A 15,449-nucleotide genomic window follows, 5' to 3' on the forward strand; every position below is an offset into this window, starting at 1 on the left:
TGACAACGTGCCGGTTCCCCGCTCAGACGACGCGCAGCGCCCGAGAATGATCTGAAATTGTGTCAACAGCCCACCACCCCGCGGGCAGCCACGCGGGGTCGCATGGCCCAGGCGGCAGCGGGCGCGCAGCTCAGGCGGTCGGGACGATGTGGTCTTCGCCGCTCGCGCCGAACAGTTGCGACTTCAGCTTGGCCAGCTGATCGCGCACCTGCGCCGCCTTCTCGAATTCGAGGTTCTTGGCATGGTCGAGCATCTGCTTCTCGAGGCGCTTGATTTCCTTGGACGCCTGCTTCTCGCTCATGTCCTCGTACTTGGCGGCCTCTTGCGCGGCCCGGAGTTCGGCGCGCGCCTCGTCGACGTTGTACACGCCGTCAATGATGTCCTTGATGCGCTTGACCACGCCGCGCGGCGTAATGCCATGCGCCTCGTTGTAGGCGATCTGCTTGGCGCGGCGGCGCTCGGTCTCGTCGATCGCCTTGCGCATCGAATCGGTGATGCGGTCCGCATACAGGATGGCGGTGCCGTTCACGTTCCGGGCCGCGCGCCCGATGGTCTGGATGAGCGAGCGCTCGGCACGCAGGAAGCCTTCCTTGTCGGCGTCCAGGATCGCCACGAGCGACACCTCCGGAATATCCAGCCCCTCGCGCAGCAGGTTGATCCCGACCAGCACGTCGAACGTACCGAGGCGCAGGTCGCGGATGATCTCCACGCGCTCGACGGTGTCGATGTCCGAGTGCAGGTAGCGCACCTTGATGCCGTTTTCCGACAGGAATTCCGTCAGCTGCTCGGCCATGCGCTTGGTCAGCGTGGTCACCAGCACGCGCTCGCCGGCCTCGACGCGCAGATGGATTTCCGACAGCAGATCGTCGACCTGCGTCGTGGCCGGGCGCACCTGGATGACCGGGTCGACCAGCCCCGTGGGGCGCACGACCTGCTCGACGACGTCGGTGCCGGCCTTCGCCTTCTCGTAATCGCCGGGGGTGGCCGAGACGAACGTCACCTGCCGCATCTTGGTCTCGAACTCGGCGAACTTGAGCGGCCGGTTGTCCAGCGCGGAAGGCAGGCGGAAGCCGTATTCGGCCAGCGTTTCCTTGCGTGCGCGGTCGCCGTTGTACATGCCGTTGAGCTGGCCGATCAGCACGTGCGATTCATCCAGGAACATCAGCGCATCGGGCGGCAGATAGTCGACGAGCGTCGGCGGCGGCTCGCCGGGCGCCGAGCCCGACAGGTGCCGCGAGTAGTTCTCGATGCCCTTGCAGAAGCCCAGCTCCTGCAGCATCTCGAGATCGAAGCGCGTGCGCTGCTCCAGCCGCTGCGCCTCCACGAGCTTGTTCTCCTTGTAAAAGAAATCGAGCCGCTCGCGCAGTTCGGCCTTGATGGTCTCGATGGCGCGCAGCACGGTCTCGCGCGGCGTCACGTAGTGGCTCGACGGGTAGACGGGGAAGCGCGGAATCTTCTGCCGCACGCGGCCCGTCAGCGGATCGAACAGCTGCAGCGATTCGACTTCGTCGTCGAACAGCTCCAGGCGCACAGCCATCTCCGCATGCTCGGCGGGAAAGATGTCCACCGTATCGCCGCGCACGCGGAAGGTGCCGCGCTGGAAATCCGTCTCGTTGCGCGTGTACTGCATGGCGATCAGGCGTGCGATCACGTCGCGCTGGCTGACCTTGTCGCCCGCGCGCAGCGTCAGGATCATCTGGTGGTATTCGCTCGGGTTGCCGATACCGTAGATGGCCGAGACGGTCGCCACGATCACCACGTCGCGGCGCTCCAGCAGGCTCTTGGTGGCCGAGAGCCGCATCTGCTCGATGTGCTCGTTGATCGACGAATCCTTCTCGATGAAGAGATCGCGCTGCGGCACATAGGCTTCAGGCTGGTAGTAGTCGTAGTACGAGACGAAGTACTCGACCGCGTTGCGCGGGAAGAACTCGCGGAACTCCGAATACAGCTGCGCCGCCAGCGTCTTGTTGGGCGCAAACACGATCGCCGGGCGCCCCACGCGCGCGATCACATTGGCCATGGTGTACGTCTTGCCCGAGCCCGTGACGCCCAGCAGCGTCTGGTACGACAGGCCGTCCTCGATGTTCTCGACAAGCTTGCGGATGGCCTCGGGCTGGTCGCCGGCCGGTGGATACGGCTGGTACAGCTGGAACGGCGAGCCCTCGAACGTCACAAATTTCGATTCGTCGTACGGGCTGGGGACTTGGCTCAGGTCGGTCATGGCGGCGGAGTGGGATGGCAGCGCGAACAGTCAGCAAAGTGACGCACACGCCCGCAACAGATCGGGGCGGCGCGGCCAATTGCAACCAATCATGTAGTGTAGCGCGCCGCCCCGGCGATCGTTTGCGCGCCCCGACTCCGAAATCTGTACCGCCCGCCCAACCGCTTTAGGCGCCTGTTCTACAAGGATTTTTCGGGCGATTAGAGCCTGTATTCGGTACAATCCGGCTTTGTGCCCGCTGGATCCAACTGCCGCCGACAGCCCTGCCGGCCGCTTGCGGCGCACCGCCTGCAGCATCCCACCGCATTCTGAAACCAACCGAACGCAGAGACATCATGTCGCTTTTTTCCGCCGTCGAACTGGCCCCGCGCGACCCCATCCTGGGCCTGAATGAAGCCTTCAACGCCGATACCCGCAGCACCAAGGTGAATTTGGGCGTGGGCGTGTACTTCACCGACGAAGGGAAAATCCCGGTGCTGCGCGCGGTTCAGGAAGCCGAAAAGGCCCGCCTGGCGACCGTCGCCCCGCGCGGCTACCTGCCGATCGAAGGCATTGCCGCCTACGACCAGGCCGTGCAGAAGCTGCTGTTCGGTGCCGACTCCCCGCTGATCGCCGAAGGCCGCGTCGTCACGGCGCAGGCTCTGGGCGGCACCGGCGCGCTGAAGATCGGCGCGGACTTCCTCAAGCGCCTGGCCCCGAACGCCAAGGTCGCCATTTCCGATCCGAGCTGGGAAAACCACCGCGCGCTGTTTGAAGGCGCCGGCTTTGAAGTCGTCAACTACACGTACTACGACGCCGCGTCGCACGGCCTGAACTTTGGCGGCCTGCTCGATTCGCTCAACAGCTACGCACCGAACACCGTCATCGTGCTGCACGCCTGCTGCCACAACCCGACGGGGGTCGACATGACGGCCGACCAGTGGAAGCAGGTCGTGGAAGTCATCAAGGCCAAGAACCTGATCCCGTTTCTCGACATGGCCTACCAGGGCTTTGCCGACGGCATCCAGGAAGACGGCCTGGCCGTGCGGCTGTTTGCGGAGTCCGGCCTCTCGTTCTTCGTGTCGAGCTCGTTCTCGAAGTCGTTCTCGCTGTACGGCGAGCGCGTCGGCGCGCTGTCGATCGTGACGGCCAGCAAGGACGAAGCGGCCCGCGTGCTGTCGCAGGTCAAGCGCGTGATCCGCACGAACTACTCCAACCCGCCCACGCACGGCGGCACGGTGGTTGCCACGGTGCTGAACAGCCCCGAACTGCGTGCCATGTGGGAGCAGGAACTCGGTGAAATGCGCGACCGCATCAAGTCGATGCGCAACGCGCTGGTCGACAAGCTGGCCGCCAAGGGCGTGAAGACGGACTTCTCGTTCGTGAAGGCGCAGCGCGGCATGTTCTCGTACTCGGGGCTGACCTCGGCACAGGTCGATCGTCTGCGTACGGAGCACGGCATCTACGCCGTGTCGACGGGCCGCATCTGTGTGGCGGCGCTGAACACCCACAACATTGACGCCGTGGTCAACGCCATCGCCGACGTGCTGTAAGGTGACGCGTGTGCCACCCACCGTGGCGCAATTGCAAAAAGAAAAGCGGCTTCGGCCGCTTTTTTGCTGCATGGTCCTAGACTGACACGGGCGCATCATATGAGGCGCGCAACACTCGGGTATCAGGGTTTGTGCTGCATCGCAGTAATATGTGCGTCGGTGCATAATCGTTTGCGTCGCCCCCGCCACCACAGAACGGTCCAGCCATGCTTTACCAGCTCCACGAATTCCAGCGCGCCCTGCTCAGCCCCATGACGGCCTGGGCGCAGGCCACCGCCAAGACCTTCACCAACCCGCTGAGCCCGCTGTCGCTGCTGCCCGGCGCACAACGCTACGCCGCGGGCTACGAGCTGCTGTATCGCCTCGGCAAGGAATACGAAAAGCCGGAGTTCGGCATCCGCTCGGTCAAATCCAACGGGCGCGACATCCCGATCGTCGAACAGACCATCATCGAGAAGCCGTTCTGCCGCCTGATCCGCTTCAAGCGCTACGCCGACGACGCCGAGACCATCAAGCTGCTCAAGGACGAGCCGACCGTGCTCGTGTGCGCGCCGCTGTCGGGCCACCACTCCACGCTGCTGCGCGACACGGTCCGCACGCTGCTGCAGGACCACAAGGTATACGTGACGGATTGGATCGACGCCCGCATGGTGCCGGTCGAGCAAGGGGCCTTCCACCTCTCCGACTACATCAACTACATCCGCGAGTTCATCAACCACATCGGGGCCGAGAAGCTGCACGTGATCTCGGTGTGCCAGCCGACGGTGCCGGTGCTGGCTGCCATCTCGCTGATGGCGTCGGACGGCGAGCAGACGCCGCGCACCATGACCATGATGGGCGGCCCGATCGATGCGCGCAAGAGCCCGACGGCGGTCAACTCGCTGGCGACCAACAAGTCGTACAGCTGGTTCGAGAACAACGTGATCTACACGGTGCCGGCCAACTATCCGGGCCACGGTCGCAAGGTCTATCCGGGCTTCCTGCAGCACGCCGGCTTCGTGGCGATGAACCCGGACCGCCACCTGTCGTCTCATTACGACTACTACCTGAGCCTGATCGAAGGCGACACCGAAGACGCCGAAGCCCACGTGCGCTTCTACGACGAGTACAACGCCGTGCTCGACATGGCCGCCGAGTACTACCTCGAGACCATCCGCGACGTGTTCCAGGAATTCCACCTCGCCAACGGCACGTGGGTGGTGGAAGGCAAGCCCGTGCGCCCGCAGGACATCCGCAACACGGCGCTCTTCACCATCGAAGGCGAGCTGGACGACATCTCCGGCAGCGGCCAGACCGAAGCGGCGCACGGCCTCTGCACCGGCATCCCGAAAACGCGCAAGCAACACCTCACGGCGCCGAAGTGCGGCCACTACGGCATCTTCTCGGGCCGGCGCTGGCGCGAGCAGGTGTATCCGCAACTGCGCGATTTCATCCGCCGCTACGACCAGAACGCACCGCGCATCAAGGCCGTGGCCTGAACGCCGCGCAATGAAAAAGCCTCGCAACTGCGAGGCTTTTTTTGTTAGGCGGTGCGCGTCAGCCCTTCGGTTTCTCGAGGTACGCCAGAAGCATCTTGATGTGGAGCTGCGCGAACGCTTCGTGCTCATCGGCCGAGGCAATGTCACGCCCGACCACTGCGCTGATCGTGTAACGGTTGGACAGCACGTAATAGCCCAGCGCCGAAATCGTCAGGTACAGCCGCGGCACGTCGACATCGTCGCGGAAGACGCCCGCCCGCTGGCCGCGCTCCACCACGCCGCGCAGCACGTCAATGACCGGATTGACGAGCTCGCCGAGGTGCGCAGACGTCTTCAGATGCCGCGCCTCGTGCAGGTTCTCGCTGTTGAGCAGGCGGATGAACTCGGGGTTCTCGTAATAGAAATCCCAGACGAAACGCGCAAGCTGGATCACCGCCTCGCGCGGGTCGGACGACTCGATCTGCACCTGCTCTTCCGCCTCCTTGAAGCGGAAGTACATGTGCTCGAGCACGGTCAGGAAGAGCTTTTCCTTGCTGCCGTAGTAGTAGTACAGCATGCGCTCGTTGGTTTCCGCCCGGCGCGCAATGGCATCGACGCGGGCGCCCGCAAAGCCGCCGCGCGCAAACTCCTCGATGGCCGCGGCAAGAATGCGTCGACGCGTGCCGGCAGGGTCGCGACGGGCACGAGGGGCGGCGGATCCGCCCTGGGCATCGACGTCCAGGTCGGGGAGCGGCGCGGCGGGGTAAGACGGCATGGCACGTCGGTCCGTTGGAACGCAGGGATTATGTCATAGGGATAAGACATGCCCGCCGCACACGATGTCAGGGCATGCACGCCTTGCGCGACGGACAAATCGGCGATAATGCCGGGCTATTCAAATGACAGATCCCATCGTGGTTTCCTTGCCCCCCACATTGGCCGCATCCCTGGCCGACCGGCTCGAAAACCTCCTGCCGCAAACGCAGTGCACGAAGTGCGGCTACAACGGCTGCCGCCCGTACGCCGAAGCCATGGCCAGCGGCGAAGCCCTGCCCAACCGCTGCCCGCCGGGCGGCGCGGAAGGCATCCGCCGGCTCTCCGAAGCCCTCGGCCGCCCGGGCGAGCTGCTGCCGCTGGACCCGGCCAACGGCGTCGAGCAACCCCGGGCGGTGGCCGTCATCGATCCGGAGCGCTGCATCGGCTGCACGCTGTGCATCCAGGCGTGCCCGGTCGACGCCATCGTCGGCGCCCCAAAGGCGATGCACATGGTGCTCGAAGACTGGTGCACCGGCTGCGATCTCTGCGTGGCGCCCTGCCCGGTCGATTGCATCGACATGGTCACCGTTACCGGCCAGCGCACGGGCTGGGATGCCTGGAGCCAGCAGCAAGCCGACGTCGCCCGGGACCGCTACGTCTTCCGCAACGCGCGCCTCAAGCGCGAACAGGCCGAGAACGAAGCACGCCTCGCCGCCAAAGCCGCGGCCAAGCTCGCCGCCGTGAACGCCGAGCAGCCCGCAGATGAGGCTGAGCTGGCAGCGCAGGCGCGCAAGAAGGCGATCATCCAGGCCGCCATCGAGCGTGCCCGGCAGAAGCAGGCCGAAATGGCGGCGCGCGGGCAAGGTCCGCGCAATGTCACCAACGTGCCGGCCGATGTACAAGCTCAGATCGACGAAGCCGAAGCCCGCCGCAAGCGCATCGCCGCGCTCTCCAAACCCGACGCCGACAACACCTGACACCGCCGCCGATGAATGCCGCCCGCCGCCGCGCCATCTTCGAGACCCTGCGCGAGAACAACCCGACGCCGACCACCGAGCTGGAATACACCACGCCGTTCGAGCTGCTGATTGCCGTGCTGCTCTCGGCACAGGCGACCGACGTGGGGGTGAACAAGGCGACGCGCAAGCTGTTTCCTGTGGCCAATACGCCGGCCAAGATCCTGGCGCTGGGCGAGGACGGGCTGACCGAGTACATCAAGACCATCGGCCTGTACCGCACCAAGTGCAAGCACATCCTGCAGACGTGCCGCATCCTGCTCGACCAGTACGGCGGCGAGGTACCGCGCGATCGCGCCGCGCTTGAAGCGCTGCCGGGCGTGGGCCGCAAGACGGCCAACGTGGTGATGAACACCGCATTCGGTGAGCCGACGATCGCCGTGGACACGCATATCTTCCGCGTGGCCAACCGCACGGGGCTGGCGCCGGGCAAGAACGTGCTGGAAGTCGAGCTGAAACTGCTGAAGGTGGTGCCGGAGGAATTTCGCCAGGACGCGCACCACTGGCTGATCCTGCATGGGCGCTACGTCTGCAAGGCCCGCAAGCCGGAATGCTGGCACTGCGCCATCGAGCCGCTGTGCGAGTTCAAGCCGAAAACACCGGCGCCGAAGGAATGAAAAACGGGGACATCGCGTCCCCGTTCTTCTTTGCGTCGGTCGCCCTCCGATCAGACGATCTTGCAGGCTTCCTCAAACGTCAGGCGCGGGTTGCGCGGATGCAGCTTTTCCACGTCGCCGTAGCCGATGTTCATGATGAAGTTGACCTTCCACTGCCCGTCCGGGAAGAACGTTGCGTTGACCTTGTCGGCGTCGAAGCCGGCCATCGGGCCGCAATCCAGGCCCAGCGCACGCGCGGCGATCACGAGGTAGCCGCCCTGCAGCGAGCTGTTCATCAGGGCTGCGGCGTTGATCTTGGCCTGGTCCCCGGCGTACCACGAACGCGCATCCGTGTGCGGAAACAGCTTGGGCAATTGCTCGTGGAACTGCGTGTCGTACGCAACGATGACCGTCACGGGCGCCTGGCGCGTCTTCTCCTGGTTGCCCGCCGACATGCACGGCACGAGGCGCTCCTTGGCCGCCGCGCTCTTGACGAACACGAAGCGCGCCGGGGTGCTGTTGGCGGCGGTCGGGCCGTACTTCACGGTGTCGTACAGCGTGTGCAGCAGTTCGTCGTCGACTGGCTTGTCGAGCCACACGTTGTGGGTACGGGCTGCGTGGAACAGTTGGTCCAGCACGGACGGTTCAAGCATGGGCATTGCAAAGCGCTCCAGAAAAGAGTCAAGGATCGCATTGTAATGGCGGCGCCCGCCTTGCGTCAGGCCACCGGACGGCGGATCACGCCATGTCGTCGGCGCGGTATCCGGTGGGCTTGGCGTCGGCGCGGGTGAGCCACAGCACGCCGGCCAGAATGAGCACGCCGCCGGCCATCTGCATGGGAGCGATCGACTCGCCGAGCAGCCCGGCCGCCAGCAAGACCGTCACCACCGGTTCCAGCGTCGACAGCATCGAGGCCTGCGCCGCCCCAAGCTTCTGCAGCCCGGCAAAGAAGCTCAGGATGGCGACCACCGTCGACAGGCCGGCAATCGCCAGGGCGGCGGCCCAACCCGCAAACGTGCCGGGCAGTTGCGCCGGCGCGCCCAACAGTGCCATCCCGGTGTAGACGACCGCCGCGGCAGTGCAGATGACGGTCGTGCAGGCGAGCGGATCGAGCCCGCGCGTCACGCGTGCACCGACCGTGATGTAGACGGAGTAGATCGCCGCCGACGCCACGCCCAGCGCAATACCGAGCGTGCTGCCGCCCGAGAGGCCCGCGCCGCCCACGGTGAGCCCGGCGCCCACCGAGCACAGCACCAGCGCAATGATGGCCGTCGTCGTCAGTCGCTCGCGCAGGAAGATCGCGGCCAGCACCGTCACGAACATCGGATACAGGTACAGCAGCAGCGCCACCAGGCTGGCCGGGGCGTAGTTCAACGCCGTAAAGAACGTGAACGACTGGCCCGCATAGCCGATGCCGCCCATCGCGGCCAGCCCGGCCACGCGCGACCACGGCGGGATGCCGATGCCGCGCACGCGCATCACCACCATCAACGCGGCCGCCGCGATGACAAAGCGCACCATCAGCAGGCCGACCACGTTGGCGCCGCTCGCATAGGCGTAGTGCGTGAAGATGGCCATCGCGCCGAAGGACGCTGCCGATATGGCAATCAGGAAGACGCCGAGGAGCTTGTCGCCCGCGCGTGCGGCCAGGGTGGAATCGGTGCGTTGTCTCATGGTGTGCGGCGTTGGTTGCGGGATCGCCGTCTGCGGTGTGGCGCGCCATTGTAGCGTTGGCGCCGCACCGGCACGTGCCGCAGCGCGCCGGTACAATGGCGGCATCATGTTCAATCCCTCCCGCGACGAAGTTCGCCAGTTCTTTTGCGGCGCCTGGCGCAAGCATTGCCAGGCGGAAATCCTCACGCCGCTCGAAGCCATGGCGGTCGACTGGATGCTGCAGCATCCCGAATACCACGACACGCTCGAAGCCGGCGATGAGGCCCTGGCCCGCGACTACACGCCCGAGAGCGGGCAGAGCAACCCGTTCCTGCACCTGTCGATGCACCTGTCGATCAGCGAACAGGTGTCGGTGGACCAGCCGCGCGGCATCCGGGCCGCCTATGAAGCGCTGGCCCAGCGGCTCGACTCGCCGCACGAGGCGCAGCATCAGGTGATGGAATGCCTCGGGCAGATGCTGTGGACCGCCCAGCGCACCGGCCTGCCGCCCGACGGCGACGCCTACATCGAATGCGTGCGCAAGCGCGCCACCGCCCGGTAAGCGCCTTCGCGCCAGCCCAACAAAAAACCGCTCCGGAGAGCGGTTTTTTGTTGGTGGCTTTTGCCGATGCCGCAGCTTACTTCTTCAGCACCAGCGAGCCCGGCAGCGATTCGATATAGGCGGCGATATCCTTCAGCTCGGCCTGCGTGAACGGGCGTGGTTTGCCGTCTGCGCCGATGGTCGCCGGGTTGCTGTTGACCTGACCCGCCATGATGGCGTTGCTGCGGCCGACCAGCGGGTTGTTGCTGGTCTGATAGGCCAGCAGCGCATGATAGATGTAGTCGCCATGCTGGCCGGCGAGCTTCGGGTAATCCGGCGAGATGGGGGCGTTCAGGCCAGCGCCGTGGCAGGCCGCGCAGGCGCCCTTCTCCACCAACTGCTTGCCCTTTTCCAGGTCCGCAGCCTGCGCCGACACGGCGACACCCAGCATCCATGCGCCCAGACCGGACGCGATTGCGAGCGAGATCTTGTTCATGTTCTTCCTCGTCACTTCTGCGGGTTGTCGGGCGTGGCGGGCGTCTGCTGCGAGTAGTACGCGGCCAGGTTGGCGATGTCCTGGTCCGTCAGCGAGCCGGCGATGGCGCGCATGGTCGGGTGCTTGCGGTCACCCTTCTGGTATGCATGCAGTGCGGCCTCGATGTACTTCGCGTTCTGGCCGCCCAGGTAGGGCACGCGATACACCTCGGGGAATGACGTCTTGTAATCGGGGATGGCATGGCAGCCGATGCACATGGCGACCTTGCTCTCGGCGGCGGCCGCGTTGCCTTGGACGTCGGCTGCGGAGGCTGACGCGGCCAGCGCGGTCAATGCCACCATGGTGAGGATCTTTTTCATCTCGTTCTTAAGCGTGGAGTTTCAGAATCCTGCTCGCCCTGCCTGCTGGACCTGTCAGCCGGCCGTCTCTCTGGGCGCCTTCACCGACTACTGGCAAGAGGCCACCAGGCGGTCATTTGAGGTGCGTCAAACCGGCGCATTGTAACGCACGGCATTTTTTCCAGTCCAGTTAGGGGTCCCGTGACTTGACAGCGTGCAATGGCGCGCCCGCCAACGCCCGGCGGCAAACGGCCAAATGCTCTTATACTGGCCGTTTCCCAATCTTTTACCGCTCAGTAGGCTTGCACGATGCACACCACCACCTCGCCTGCCGCACCCGACCAGCGCGCGCGTTTCGAAGGCTCCGCCCAGTACGTCGCCACCGATGATCTCAAGCTCGCGGTCAATGCCTCGATGACACTGCAGCGCCCGCTGCTGATCAAGGGCGAGCCCGGCACGGGCAAGACCATGCTCGCAGAGGAAGTGGCCGCCGCGCTGGGCATGCCGCTGCTGCAGTGGCACGTGAAGTCGACCACCAAGGCCCAGCAGGGGCTGTACGAGTACGACGCCGTCTCGCGCCTGCGCGACTCGCAGCTCGGCGACGACAAGGTCCACGACATCCGCAACTACATCGTCAAGGGCGTGCTGTGGCAGGCGTTTGAAGCCGACCAGCCGGTCGTGCTGCTGATCGACGAGATCGACAAGGCCGACATCGAATTCCCGAACGATCTGCTGCGCGAGCTGGATCGCATGGAGTTCTACGTGTACGAGACGCGCGAGACCATCCGCGCCAAGCACCGCCCGCTGGTCATCATCACGTCAAACAACGAGAAGGAACTGCCCGACGCGTTCCTGCGTCGCTGCTTCTTCCACTACATCAAGTTCCCGGATGCAGAGACGATGCAGGCCATCGTCGATGTGCACTACCCCGGCATCAAGCCCGCGCTGGTCAAGGCCGCGCTGGACGCGTTCTACGAGATGCGCAACCTGCCGGGGCTGAAGAAGAAGCCGTCGACGTCCGAGCTGATCGACTGGCTCAAGCTGCTGCTGGCCGAAGACATTCCGCCGGAATCGCTGCGCAGCCACGACAAGAACGCTGCGATTCCGCCGCTGCACGGGGCGCTGCTCAAGAACGAACAGGACGTGCACCTGTTCGAGCGCCTCGTGTTCATGAACCGCGCCAACCGCTGAGCGGAGCCGCAAGATGTCGCGCCTGATCGAGCCCGTCACCCTGTCCGGCCAGCACGCCTGGCTCGAGCCGCTCGGCCCGGAACATGCGGATGAAGTCCGCGCCGCAGTCGCCGACGGCGAGCTGTGGAAGCTGTGGTACACGTCCGTGCCCTCGCCCGAGAAAGTCGGCGACTGGCTGGCGATCGCGATGGACATGCGCGAGCGTCTCGGCGCCATGCCGTTCGTCGTGCGGGAGATGCGCGACGGGAAGCCGGGCAAGGTCGTTGGCGCCACGCGGTTCTTCAACGTCGACGAGGCCCATCGCCGGCTGGAGATCGGCCACACGTGGTATGCCAAATCGGTGCAGCGCACCGCCGTCAACACCGAATGCAAATTGCTGCTGCTGACGCACGCGTTTGAAGCGCTGCGCTGCATCGCGGTGGAGTTCCGCACGCACTGGATGAACCACCAGAGCCGCTCCGCCATCGCCCGCCTGGGCGCCAAGCAGGACGGCGTGCTGCGCAATCATCAGCGCATGCCCGACGGCAGCTTCCGCGACACGGTGGTCTTCTCGATCATCGAATCGGAATGGCTGACCGTGAAGCGGCATCTGCAGTACAAGCTGGAGCAGCATCCATGAACCCGTGGCTGCTGCTGGCCGGCACCATCGTCACTGAGGTGATCGGCACGTTGTGCCTGCGCCTGTCGGAAGGGTTTTCCAAGCCGGCGTGGATCATCGGCACGGCCGTCTGCTATGGGCTCGCGTTCTGGGGCCTGGCGATCGTCATGAAGCGCATCGACATGAGCATCACCTATGCGGTGTGGTCAGGCGTGGGCACGGTGCTGACGGCCATCGTCGGCATTCTGCTGTTCAAGGAAGGCGTGTCGACGGCCAAGCTCTCGGGCATCGGCATGGTGGTGGGCGGCGTGGTGCTGCTGAACATGAGCGGCGCCTCCCATTGAAGGCACCGGGCGCACGGAGCGGAGACGGACATGCTCATCGATTTCTTCTTCACCCTGCGGCAGGCCAAGCTGCCGGTCTCGGTCAAGGAATACCTGACGCTGCTCGAAGGGCTCAAGCAGCAGGTCATCGCGCCCTCGCTCGACGAGTTCTACTTCCTGGCGCGCATGACGCTGGTGAAGGACGAGAAGCACTTCGACAAGTTCGACCAGGCCTTCGGCGCATATTTCAAGGGCGTGGAAGGCGCCGTCGACTGGCGCGCGGACATTCCGCTCGACTGGCTCATCAAGAAGCTCGAACGCGAGCTGTCGCCCGAAGAGAAAGCCAGGATCGAGGCCATGGGCGGCCTCGACAAGCTGATGGAGCGGCTCAAGGAGCTGCTGAACGAACAGCACGAGCGGCACGAAGGCGGCAATAAATGGATCGGCACGGGAGGCACGTCGCCGTTCGGGCACGGCGGCTACAACCCGGAAGGCATCCGCATCGGCGGCCCATCCAAGGGCAACCGCACGGCCGTGAAGGTGTGGGAAGCCCGCGCCTACAGAGACTACGACGACACCGTCGAACTGGGCACACGCAACATCAAGGTCGCGCTGCGCCGCCTGCGCAAGTTCGCGCGTGACGGTGCCGACATCGAACTCGACCTCGACGACACCATCCACTCGACCGCGGCCAACGCCGGCCTGCTCGACATCAAGATGCGCCCCGAGCGGCACAACAACGTCAAGGTGCTGATGCTGATGGACGTGGGCGGCTCGATGGACGACCACATCAGGCGCGTGGAAGAACTGTTCTCAGCCGCCAAGACCGAGTTCAAGCACCTCGAGTACTACTACTTCCACAACTGCGTGTACGAATGGCTGTGGAAGAACAACCGGCGCCGCCATGCGGAGCGCTTCTCCACGTGGGACGTTATCCGCAAGTACCCGCCCGACTACAAGCTGATCTTCGTGGGCGATGCGACGATGAGCCCATACGAGATCCTGCAGCCCGGCGGCTCGGTGGAATACAACAACGCCGAGGCGGGTGCCGTGTGGCTGAACCGCTTGATCGAGCAGTTTCCGAAGTTCGTCTGGCTGAATCCGGAGCCGGAAGCGCTTTGGCAGTACCGGCAGTCCATCTCGGTCATCAACCAGATCGTGAAGACGCGCATGTATCCGGTGACCATCGCCGGGCTGGAATCGGCGATGCGGCTGCTGTCGAAGTAACGCGCCTTCCCGCATTTCTCCGGGCCTGGATGCGGTCATTACCTGCCGCGTAATCGACACCGTCCACGCCAGCATCGAAGATGAAGCCATGCAGCACGGAACGCGGATCACCGTGCCATGCAGCTTCCTCGACTCCCACGGAGAAATGCCATGACCATCACGCAACTCGCCGTCAACGAAAACCTCGCCGATACGCTGGTCGAGCGTTACATCGCCGCCTGGAACGCGACCGACGCCGCACAGCGCCGCACCCTCGTCGCGCAAACCTGGACGGAAAGCGCCACCTATGTCGACCCGCTGATGCAGGGCACGGGCCATGACGGCATCGACGGGCTCATCGCCGGCGTGCAGGCGAAGTTTCCGGGGTTCCGCTTTGCGCGCGACGGCGGCGTGGACGTGGTTCAGGACACGCTCCGCTTCCGCTGGACGCTGGGCCCCGACGGGCAGGCGCTGGTCAAGGGCACGGATTTCGTCCGCATCGCAGACGGCCGCATGCAGGCGGTCACCGGCTTCATCGACCAGATGCCCGGCATGGGCGATGCGGCCTGAGCACGTGCCTTCGCCACAAGCAAACGCCCCGGCATGCCGGGGCGTTCTGCATTGACGCGGGACCGTGGCGCTCAGATCGTCAGCATGGCTTCCTGGCCGGCGTTGGCATTGCGCAGCCCCTGCGCCCACCCCTTGGTCGGCAACTTGAGCGATGCCTGCAGCACCGCCGCCCGCGCCTGCACGGCTTCCCAGCTCACCTGCAGCGGCGGGCCGTTGAACGCCAGCGCAATCACGTTGCCATCGTGCACTTCGGGGAAGACGAGCACGCGGTTGTCGAACGCATCGCAGATGCGCTCGATGTTGCGCGGGAAGCTGGTGTGGTCGCCGAACAGGTTGATCGTCATCACGCCCGGGGCGCGCAACACCTGTCGGCAAGCCTTGTAGAACGCCGGCGTATCGAGGACCGGACCACGCGCGGTGGCGTCGTACAGGTCCACCTGCAGTGCGTCCACGGTGCCATGGTGGTTCGCATCCGTGACCCAGTCATAGGCGTCCTGCTCGAGCACGCTCAGGCGCGCGTCGTCGAATGGCATGTGGAACATGCTGCGCGCGGCGACGATGACCGACGGGTTCAGCTCCACCGCCGTGACACGCGCCGGCGCGAGCTGGCGATGGCAGAACTTGGTCAGCGCCGCAGCGCCCAGCCCAAGCTGCACGACATGGAAATCCGGGCGGGAAGCCGGATCCAGAAACAGCAGCCACGCCATCATCTGCTGCGCATATTCCAGCTCGATCGCGTCAGGCTTGGACAGCCGCATGGCACCCTGTACCCACTCGGTGCCGAAGTGCAGATAGCGCACCCCCGACAGCTCCGAGAACGTGACTGGCGCAAAGCGCGGCGCCATGCGCTTCGGTGCATCGCCGTGGTCGGCACGCTCTTCGCGCTTGGCGCGAGCCGGACGGCGCGAGGCCACGGCCTCGATGGATTTGCGTTTCAACAGCGTCATGAATAGGA

Annotated in this window: 17 protein-coding genes; 10 read left to right on the top strand and 7 right to left on the bottom strand. The window is 65.1% G+C overall.

The genetic code is table 11. The annotated features are described in order from the left end of the window. Positions 1 to 130: 130 nt before the first annotated feature. Positions 131 to 2,221, bottom strand: a complete 2,091-nt coding sequence (uvrB, locus tag A6M56_RS23240) for an excinuclease ABC subunit UvrB (RefSeq protein WP_286758469.1) — start codon at positions 2,219 to 2,221, stop codon at positions 131 to 133. Between the two features lie 335 nt (positions 2,222 to 2,556). Between uvrB and A6M56_RS23245 the strand changes: the two genes are divergently transcribed. Beyond that, a complete protein-coding gene (locus tag A6M56_RS23245; protein ID WP_045786421.1) occupies positions 2,557 to 3,753 on the top strand; it encodes an amino acid aminotransferase in 1,197 nt (398 codons plus the stop codon). Between the two features lie 206 nt (positions 3,754 to 3,959). Beyond that, a complete protein-coding gene (locus tag A6M56_RS23250; RefSeq protein ID WP_045786420.1) occupies positions 3,960 to 5,231 on the top strand; it encodes a polyhydroxyalkanoate depolymerase in 1,272 nt (423 codons plus the stop codon). 58 nt (positions 5,232 to 5,289) lie between these two features. Here the strand turns inward: A6M56_RS23250 and A6M56_RS23255 are convergent, their stop codons facing one another. Then, positions 5,290 to 5,985, bottom strand: a complete 696-nt coding sequence (locus A6M56_RS23255; RefSeq protein ID WP_045786419.1) for a TetR/AcrR family transcriptional regulator — start codon at positions 5,983 to 5,985, stop codon at positions 5,290 to 5,292. Between the two features lie 124 nt (positions 5,986 to 6,109). Between A6M56_RS23255 and rsxB the strand changes: the two genes are divergently transcribed. Together rsxB and nth are read left to right on the top strand one after the other, a co-directional pair. Further along, on the top strand, positions 6,110 to 6,943 hold the full coding sequence (rsxB, locus tag A6M56_RS23260; RefSeq protein ID WP_254171184.1) for an electron transport complex subunit RsxB: 834 nt from the start codon (positions 6,110 to 6,112) through the stop codon (positions 6,941 to 6,943). A gap of 11 nt (positions 6,944 to 6,954) precedes the next feature. After that, entirely contained in the window at positions 6,955 to 7,599 is a 645-nt protein-coding gene (gene nth, locus A6M56_RS23265; RefSeq protein WP_045786418.1) for an endonuclease III, read from the top strand. 50 nt (positions 7,600 to 7,649) lie between these two features. On the opposite strand, the gene A6M56_RS23270 is transcribed toward nth, so the two are convergent. After that, positions 7,650 to 8,237: a malonic semialdehyde reductase gene (locus A6M56_RS23270; RefSeq protein ID WP_045786417.1), complete on the bottom strand. Its 588-nt coding sequence runs from the start codon at positions 8,235 to 8,237 to the stop codon at positions 7,650 to 7,652. A 79-nt stretch (positions 8,238 to 8,316) separates the two neighbouring features. After that, entirely contained in the window at positions 8,317 to 9,252 is a 936-nt protein-coding gene (locus A6M56_RS23275; RefSeq protein WP_102079534.1) for a DMT family transporter, read from the bottom strand. A 106-nt stretch (positions 9,253 to 9,358) separates the two neighbouring features. On the opposite strand from A6M56_RS23275, the gene A6M56_RS23280 reads away from it, so the two are divergent. After that, complete coding sequence (locus tag A6M56_RS23280; protein ID WP_045786416.1) at positions 9,359 to 9,793, top strand: DUF1841 family protein; 435 nt, start codon at positions 9,359 to 9,361, stop codon at positions 9,791 to 9,793. Between the two features lie 76 nt (positions 9,794 to 9,869). On the opposite strand, the gene A6M56_RS23285 is transcribed toward A6M56_RS23280, so the two are convergent. Further along, positions 9,870 to 10,268 carry a c-type cytochrome gene (locus A6M56_RS23285; protein ID WP_045786415.1) on the bottom strand — a complete coding sequence of 133 codons (399 nt, stop codon included), beginning with the start codon at positions 10,266 to 10,268 and terminating at the stop codon, positions 9,870 to 9,872. 11 nt (positions 10,269 to 10,279) lie between these two features. Continuing rightward, positions 10,280 to 10,627, bottom strand: coding sequence for a c-type cytochrome (locus A6M56_RS23290; RefSeq protein ID WP_102079533.1), 348 nt, complete (start codon positions 10,625 to 10,627; stop codon positions 10,280 to 10,282). Positions 10,628 to 10,915: 288 nt separating this feature from the next. Here A6M56_RS23290 and A6M56_RS23295 point away from each other — a divergent pair, with 288 nt between their 5' ends. From A6M56_RS23295 to A6M56_RS23315, 5 genes are all read left to right on the top strand, one after another. Beyond that, positions 10,916 to 11,797, top strand: a complete 882-nt coding sequence (locus A6M56_RS23295; RefSeq protein WP_102079532.1) for an AAA family ATPase — start codon at positions 10,916 to 10,918, stop codon at positions 11,795 to 11,797. A gap of 13 nt (positions 11,798 to 11,810) precedes the next feature. Then, positions 11,811 to 12,416, top strand: coding sequence for a GNAT family N-acetyltransferase (locus A6M56_RS23300; RefSeq protein WP_045786412.1), 606 nt, complete (start codon positions 11,811 to 11,813; stop codon positions 12,414 to 12,416). Beyond that, positions 12,413 to 12,739: a DMT family transporter gene (locus tag A6M56_RS23305; RefSeq protein WP_145997166.1), complete on the top strand. Its 327-nt coding sequence runs from the start codon at positions 12,413 to 12,415 to the stop codon at positions 12,737 to 12,739. The genes A6M56_RS23300 and A6M56_RS23305 overlap by 4 nt, the downstream gene beginning before the upstream one ends. A 30-nt stretch (positions 12,740 to 12,769) precedes the next feature. Beyond that, positions 12,770 to 13,945, top strand: a complete 1,176-nt coding sequence (locus A6M56_RS23310) for a vWA domain-containing protein (protein WP_102079530.1) — start codon at positions 12,770 to 12,772, stop codon at positions 13,943 to 13,945. 150 nt (positions 13,946 to 14,095) lie between these two features. Beyond that, positions 14,096 to 14,494, top strand: coding sequence for a nuclear transport factor 2 family protein (locus tag A6M56_RS23315; protein WP_062739350.1), 399 nt, complete (start codon positions 14,096 to 14,098; stop codon positions 14,492 to 14,494). Positions 14,495 to 14,565: 71 nt separating this feature from the next. Here A6M56_RS23315 and A6M56_RS23320 read toward each other — a convergent pair whose 3' ends face one another. Continuing rightward, the gene (locus A6M56_RS23320) at positions 14,566 to 15,441 is read right to left on the bottom strand and encodes a spermine/spermidine synthase domain-containing protein (protein WP_045786408.1); all 876 of its coding nucleotides are present in this window, start codon (positions 15,439 to 15,441) and stop codon (positions 14,566 to 14,568) included. Positions 15,442 to 15,449: the final 8 nt, after the last annotated feature.

Source organism: Ralstonia sp. RL (genome assembly GCF_001683835.1).
GTDB classification, from domain to species: Bacteria; Pseudomonadota; Gammaproteobacteria; order Burkholderiales; family Burkholderiaceae; genus Ralstonia; species Ralstonia mannitolilytica.

Bases quoted from the DNA above. Each gene is read 5' to 3' on its own strand.
- uvrB (WP_286758469.1), bottom strand. From the start codon at position 2,221: ATGACCGACCTGAGCCAAGTCCCCAGCCCGTACGACGAATCGAAATTT.
- A6M56_RS23245 (WP_045786421.1), top strand. From the start codon at position 2,557: ATGTCGCTTTTTTCCGCCGTCGAACTGGCCCCGCGCGACCCCATCCTG.
- A6M56_RS23250 (WP_045786420.1), top strand. From the start codon at position 3,960: ATGCTTTACCAGCTCCACGAATTCCAGCGCGCCCTGCTCAGCCCCATG.
- A6M56_RS23255 (WP_045786419.1), bottom strand. From the start codon at position 5,985: ATGCCGTCTTACCCCGCCGCGCCGCTCCCCGACCTGGACGTCGATGCC.
- rsxB (WP_254171184.1), top strand. From the start codon at position 6,110: ATGACAGATCCCATCGTGGTTTCCTTGCCCCCCACATTGGCCGCATCC.
- nth (WP_045786418.1), top strand. From the start codon at position 6,955: ATGAATGCCGCCCGCCGCCGCGCCATCTTCGAGACCCTGCGCGAGAAC.
- A6M56_RS23270 (WP_045786417.1), bottom strand. From the start codon at position 8,237: ATGCCCATGCTTGAACCGTCCGTGCTGGACCAACTGTTCCACGCAGCC.
- A6M56_RS23275 (WP_102079534.1), bottom strand. From the start codon at position 9,252: ATGAGACAACGCACCGATTCCACCCTGGCCGCACGCGCGGGCGACAAG.
- A6M56_RS23280 (WP_045786416.1), top strand. From the start codon at position 9,359: ATGTTCAATCCCTCCCGCGACGAAGTTCGCCAGTTCTTTTGCGGCGCC.
- A6M56_RS23285 (WP_045786415.1), bottom strand. From the start codon at position 10,268: ATGAACAAGATCTCGCTCGCAATCGCGTCCGGTCTGGGCGCATGGATG.
- A6M56_RS23290 (WP_102079533.1), bottom strand. From the start codon at position 10,627: ATGAAAAAGATCCTCACCATGGTGGCATTGACCGCGCTGGCCGCGTCA.
- A6M56_RS23295 (WP_102079532.1), top strand. From the start codon at position 10,916: ATGCACACCACCACCTCGCCTGCCGCACCCGACCAGCGCGCGCGTTTC.
- A6M56_RS23300 (WP_045786412.1), top strand. From the start codon at position 11,811: ATGTCGCGCCTGATCGAGCCCGTCACCCTGTCCGGCCAGCACGCCTGG.
- A6M56_RS23305 (WP_145997166.1), top strand. From the start codon at position 12,413: ATGAACCCGTGGCTGCTGCTGGCCGGCACCATCGTCACTGAGGTGATC.
- A6M56_RS23310 (WP_102079530.1), top strand. From the start codon at position 12,770: ATGCTCATCGATTTCTTCTTCACCCTGCGGCAGGCCAAGCTGCCGGTC.
- A6M56_RS23315 (WP_062739350.1), top strand. From the start codon at position 14,096: ATGACCATCACGCAACTCGCCGTCAACGAAAACCTCGCCGATACGCTG.
- A6M56_RS23320 (WP_045786408.1), bottom strand. From the start codon at position 15,441: ATGACGCTGTTGAAACGCAAATCCATCGAGGCCGTGGCCTCGCGCCGT.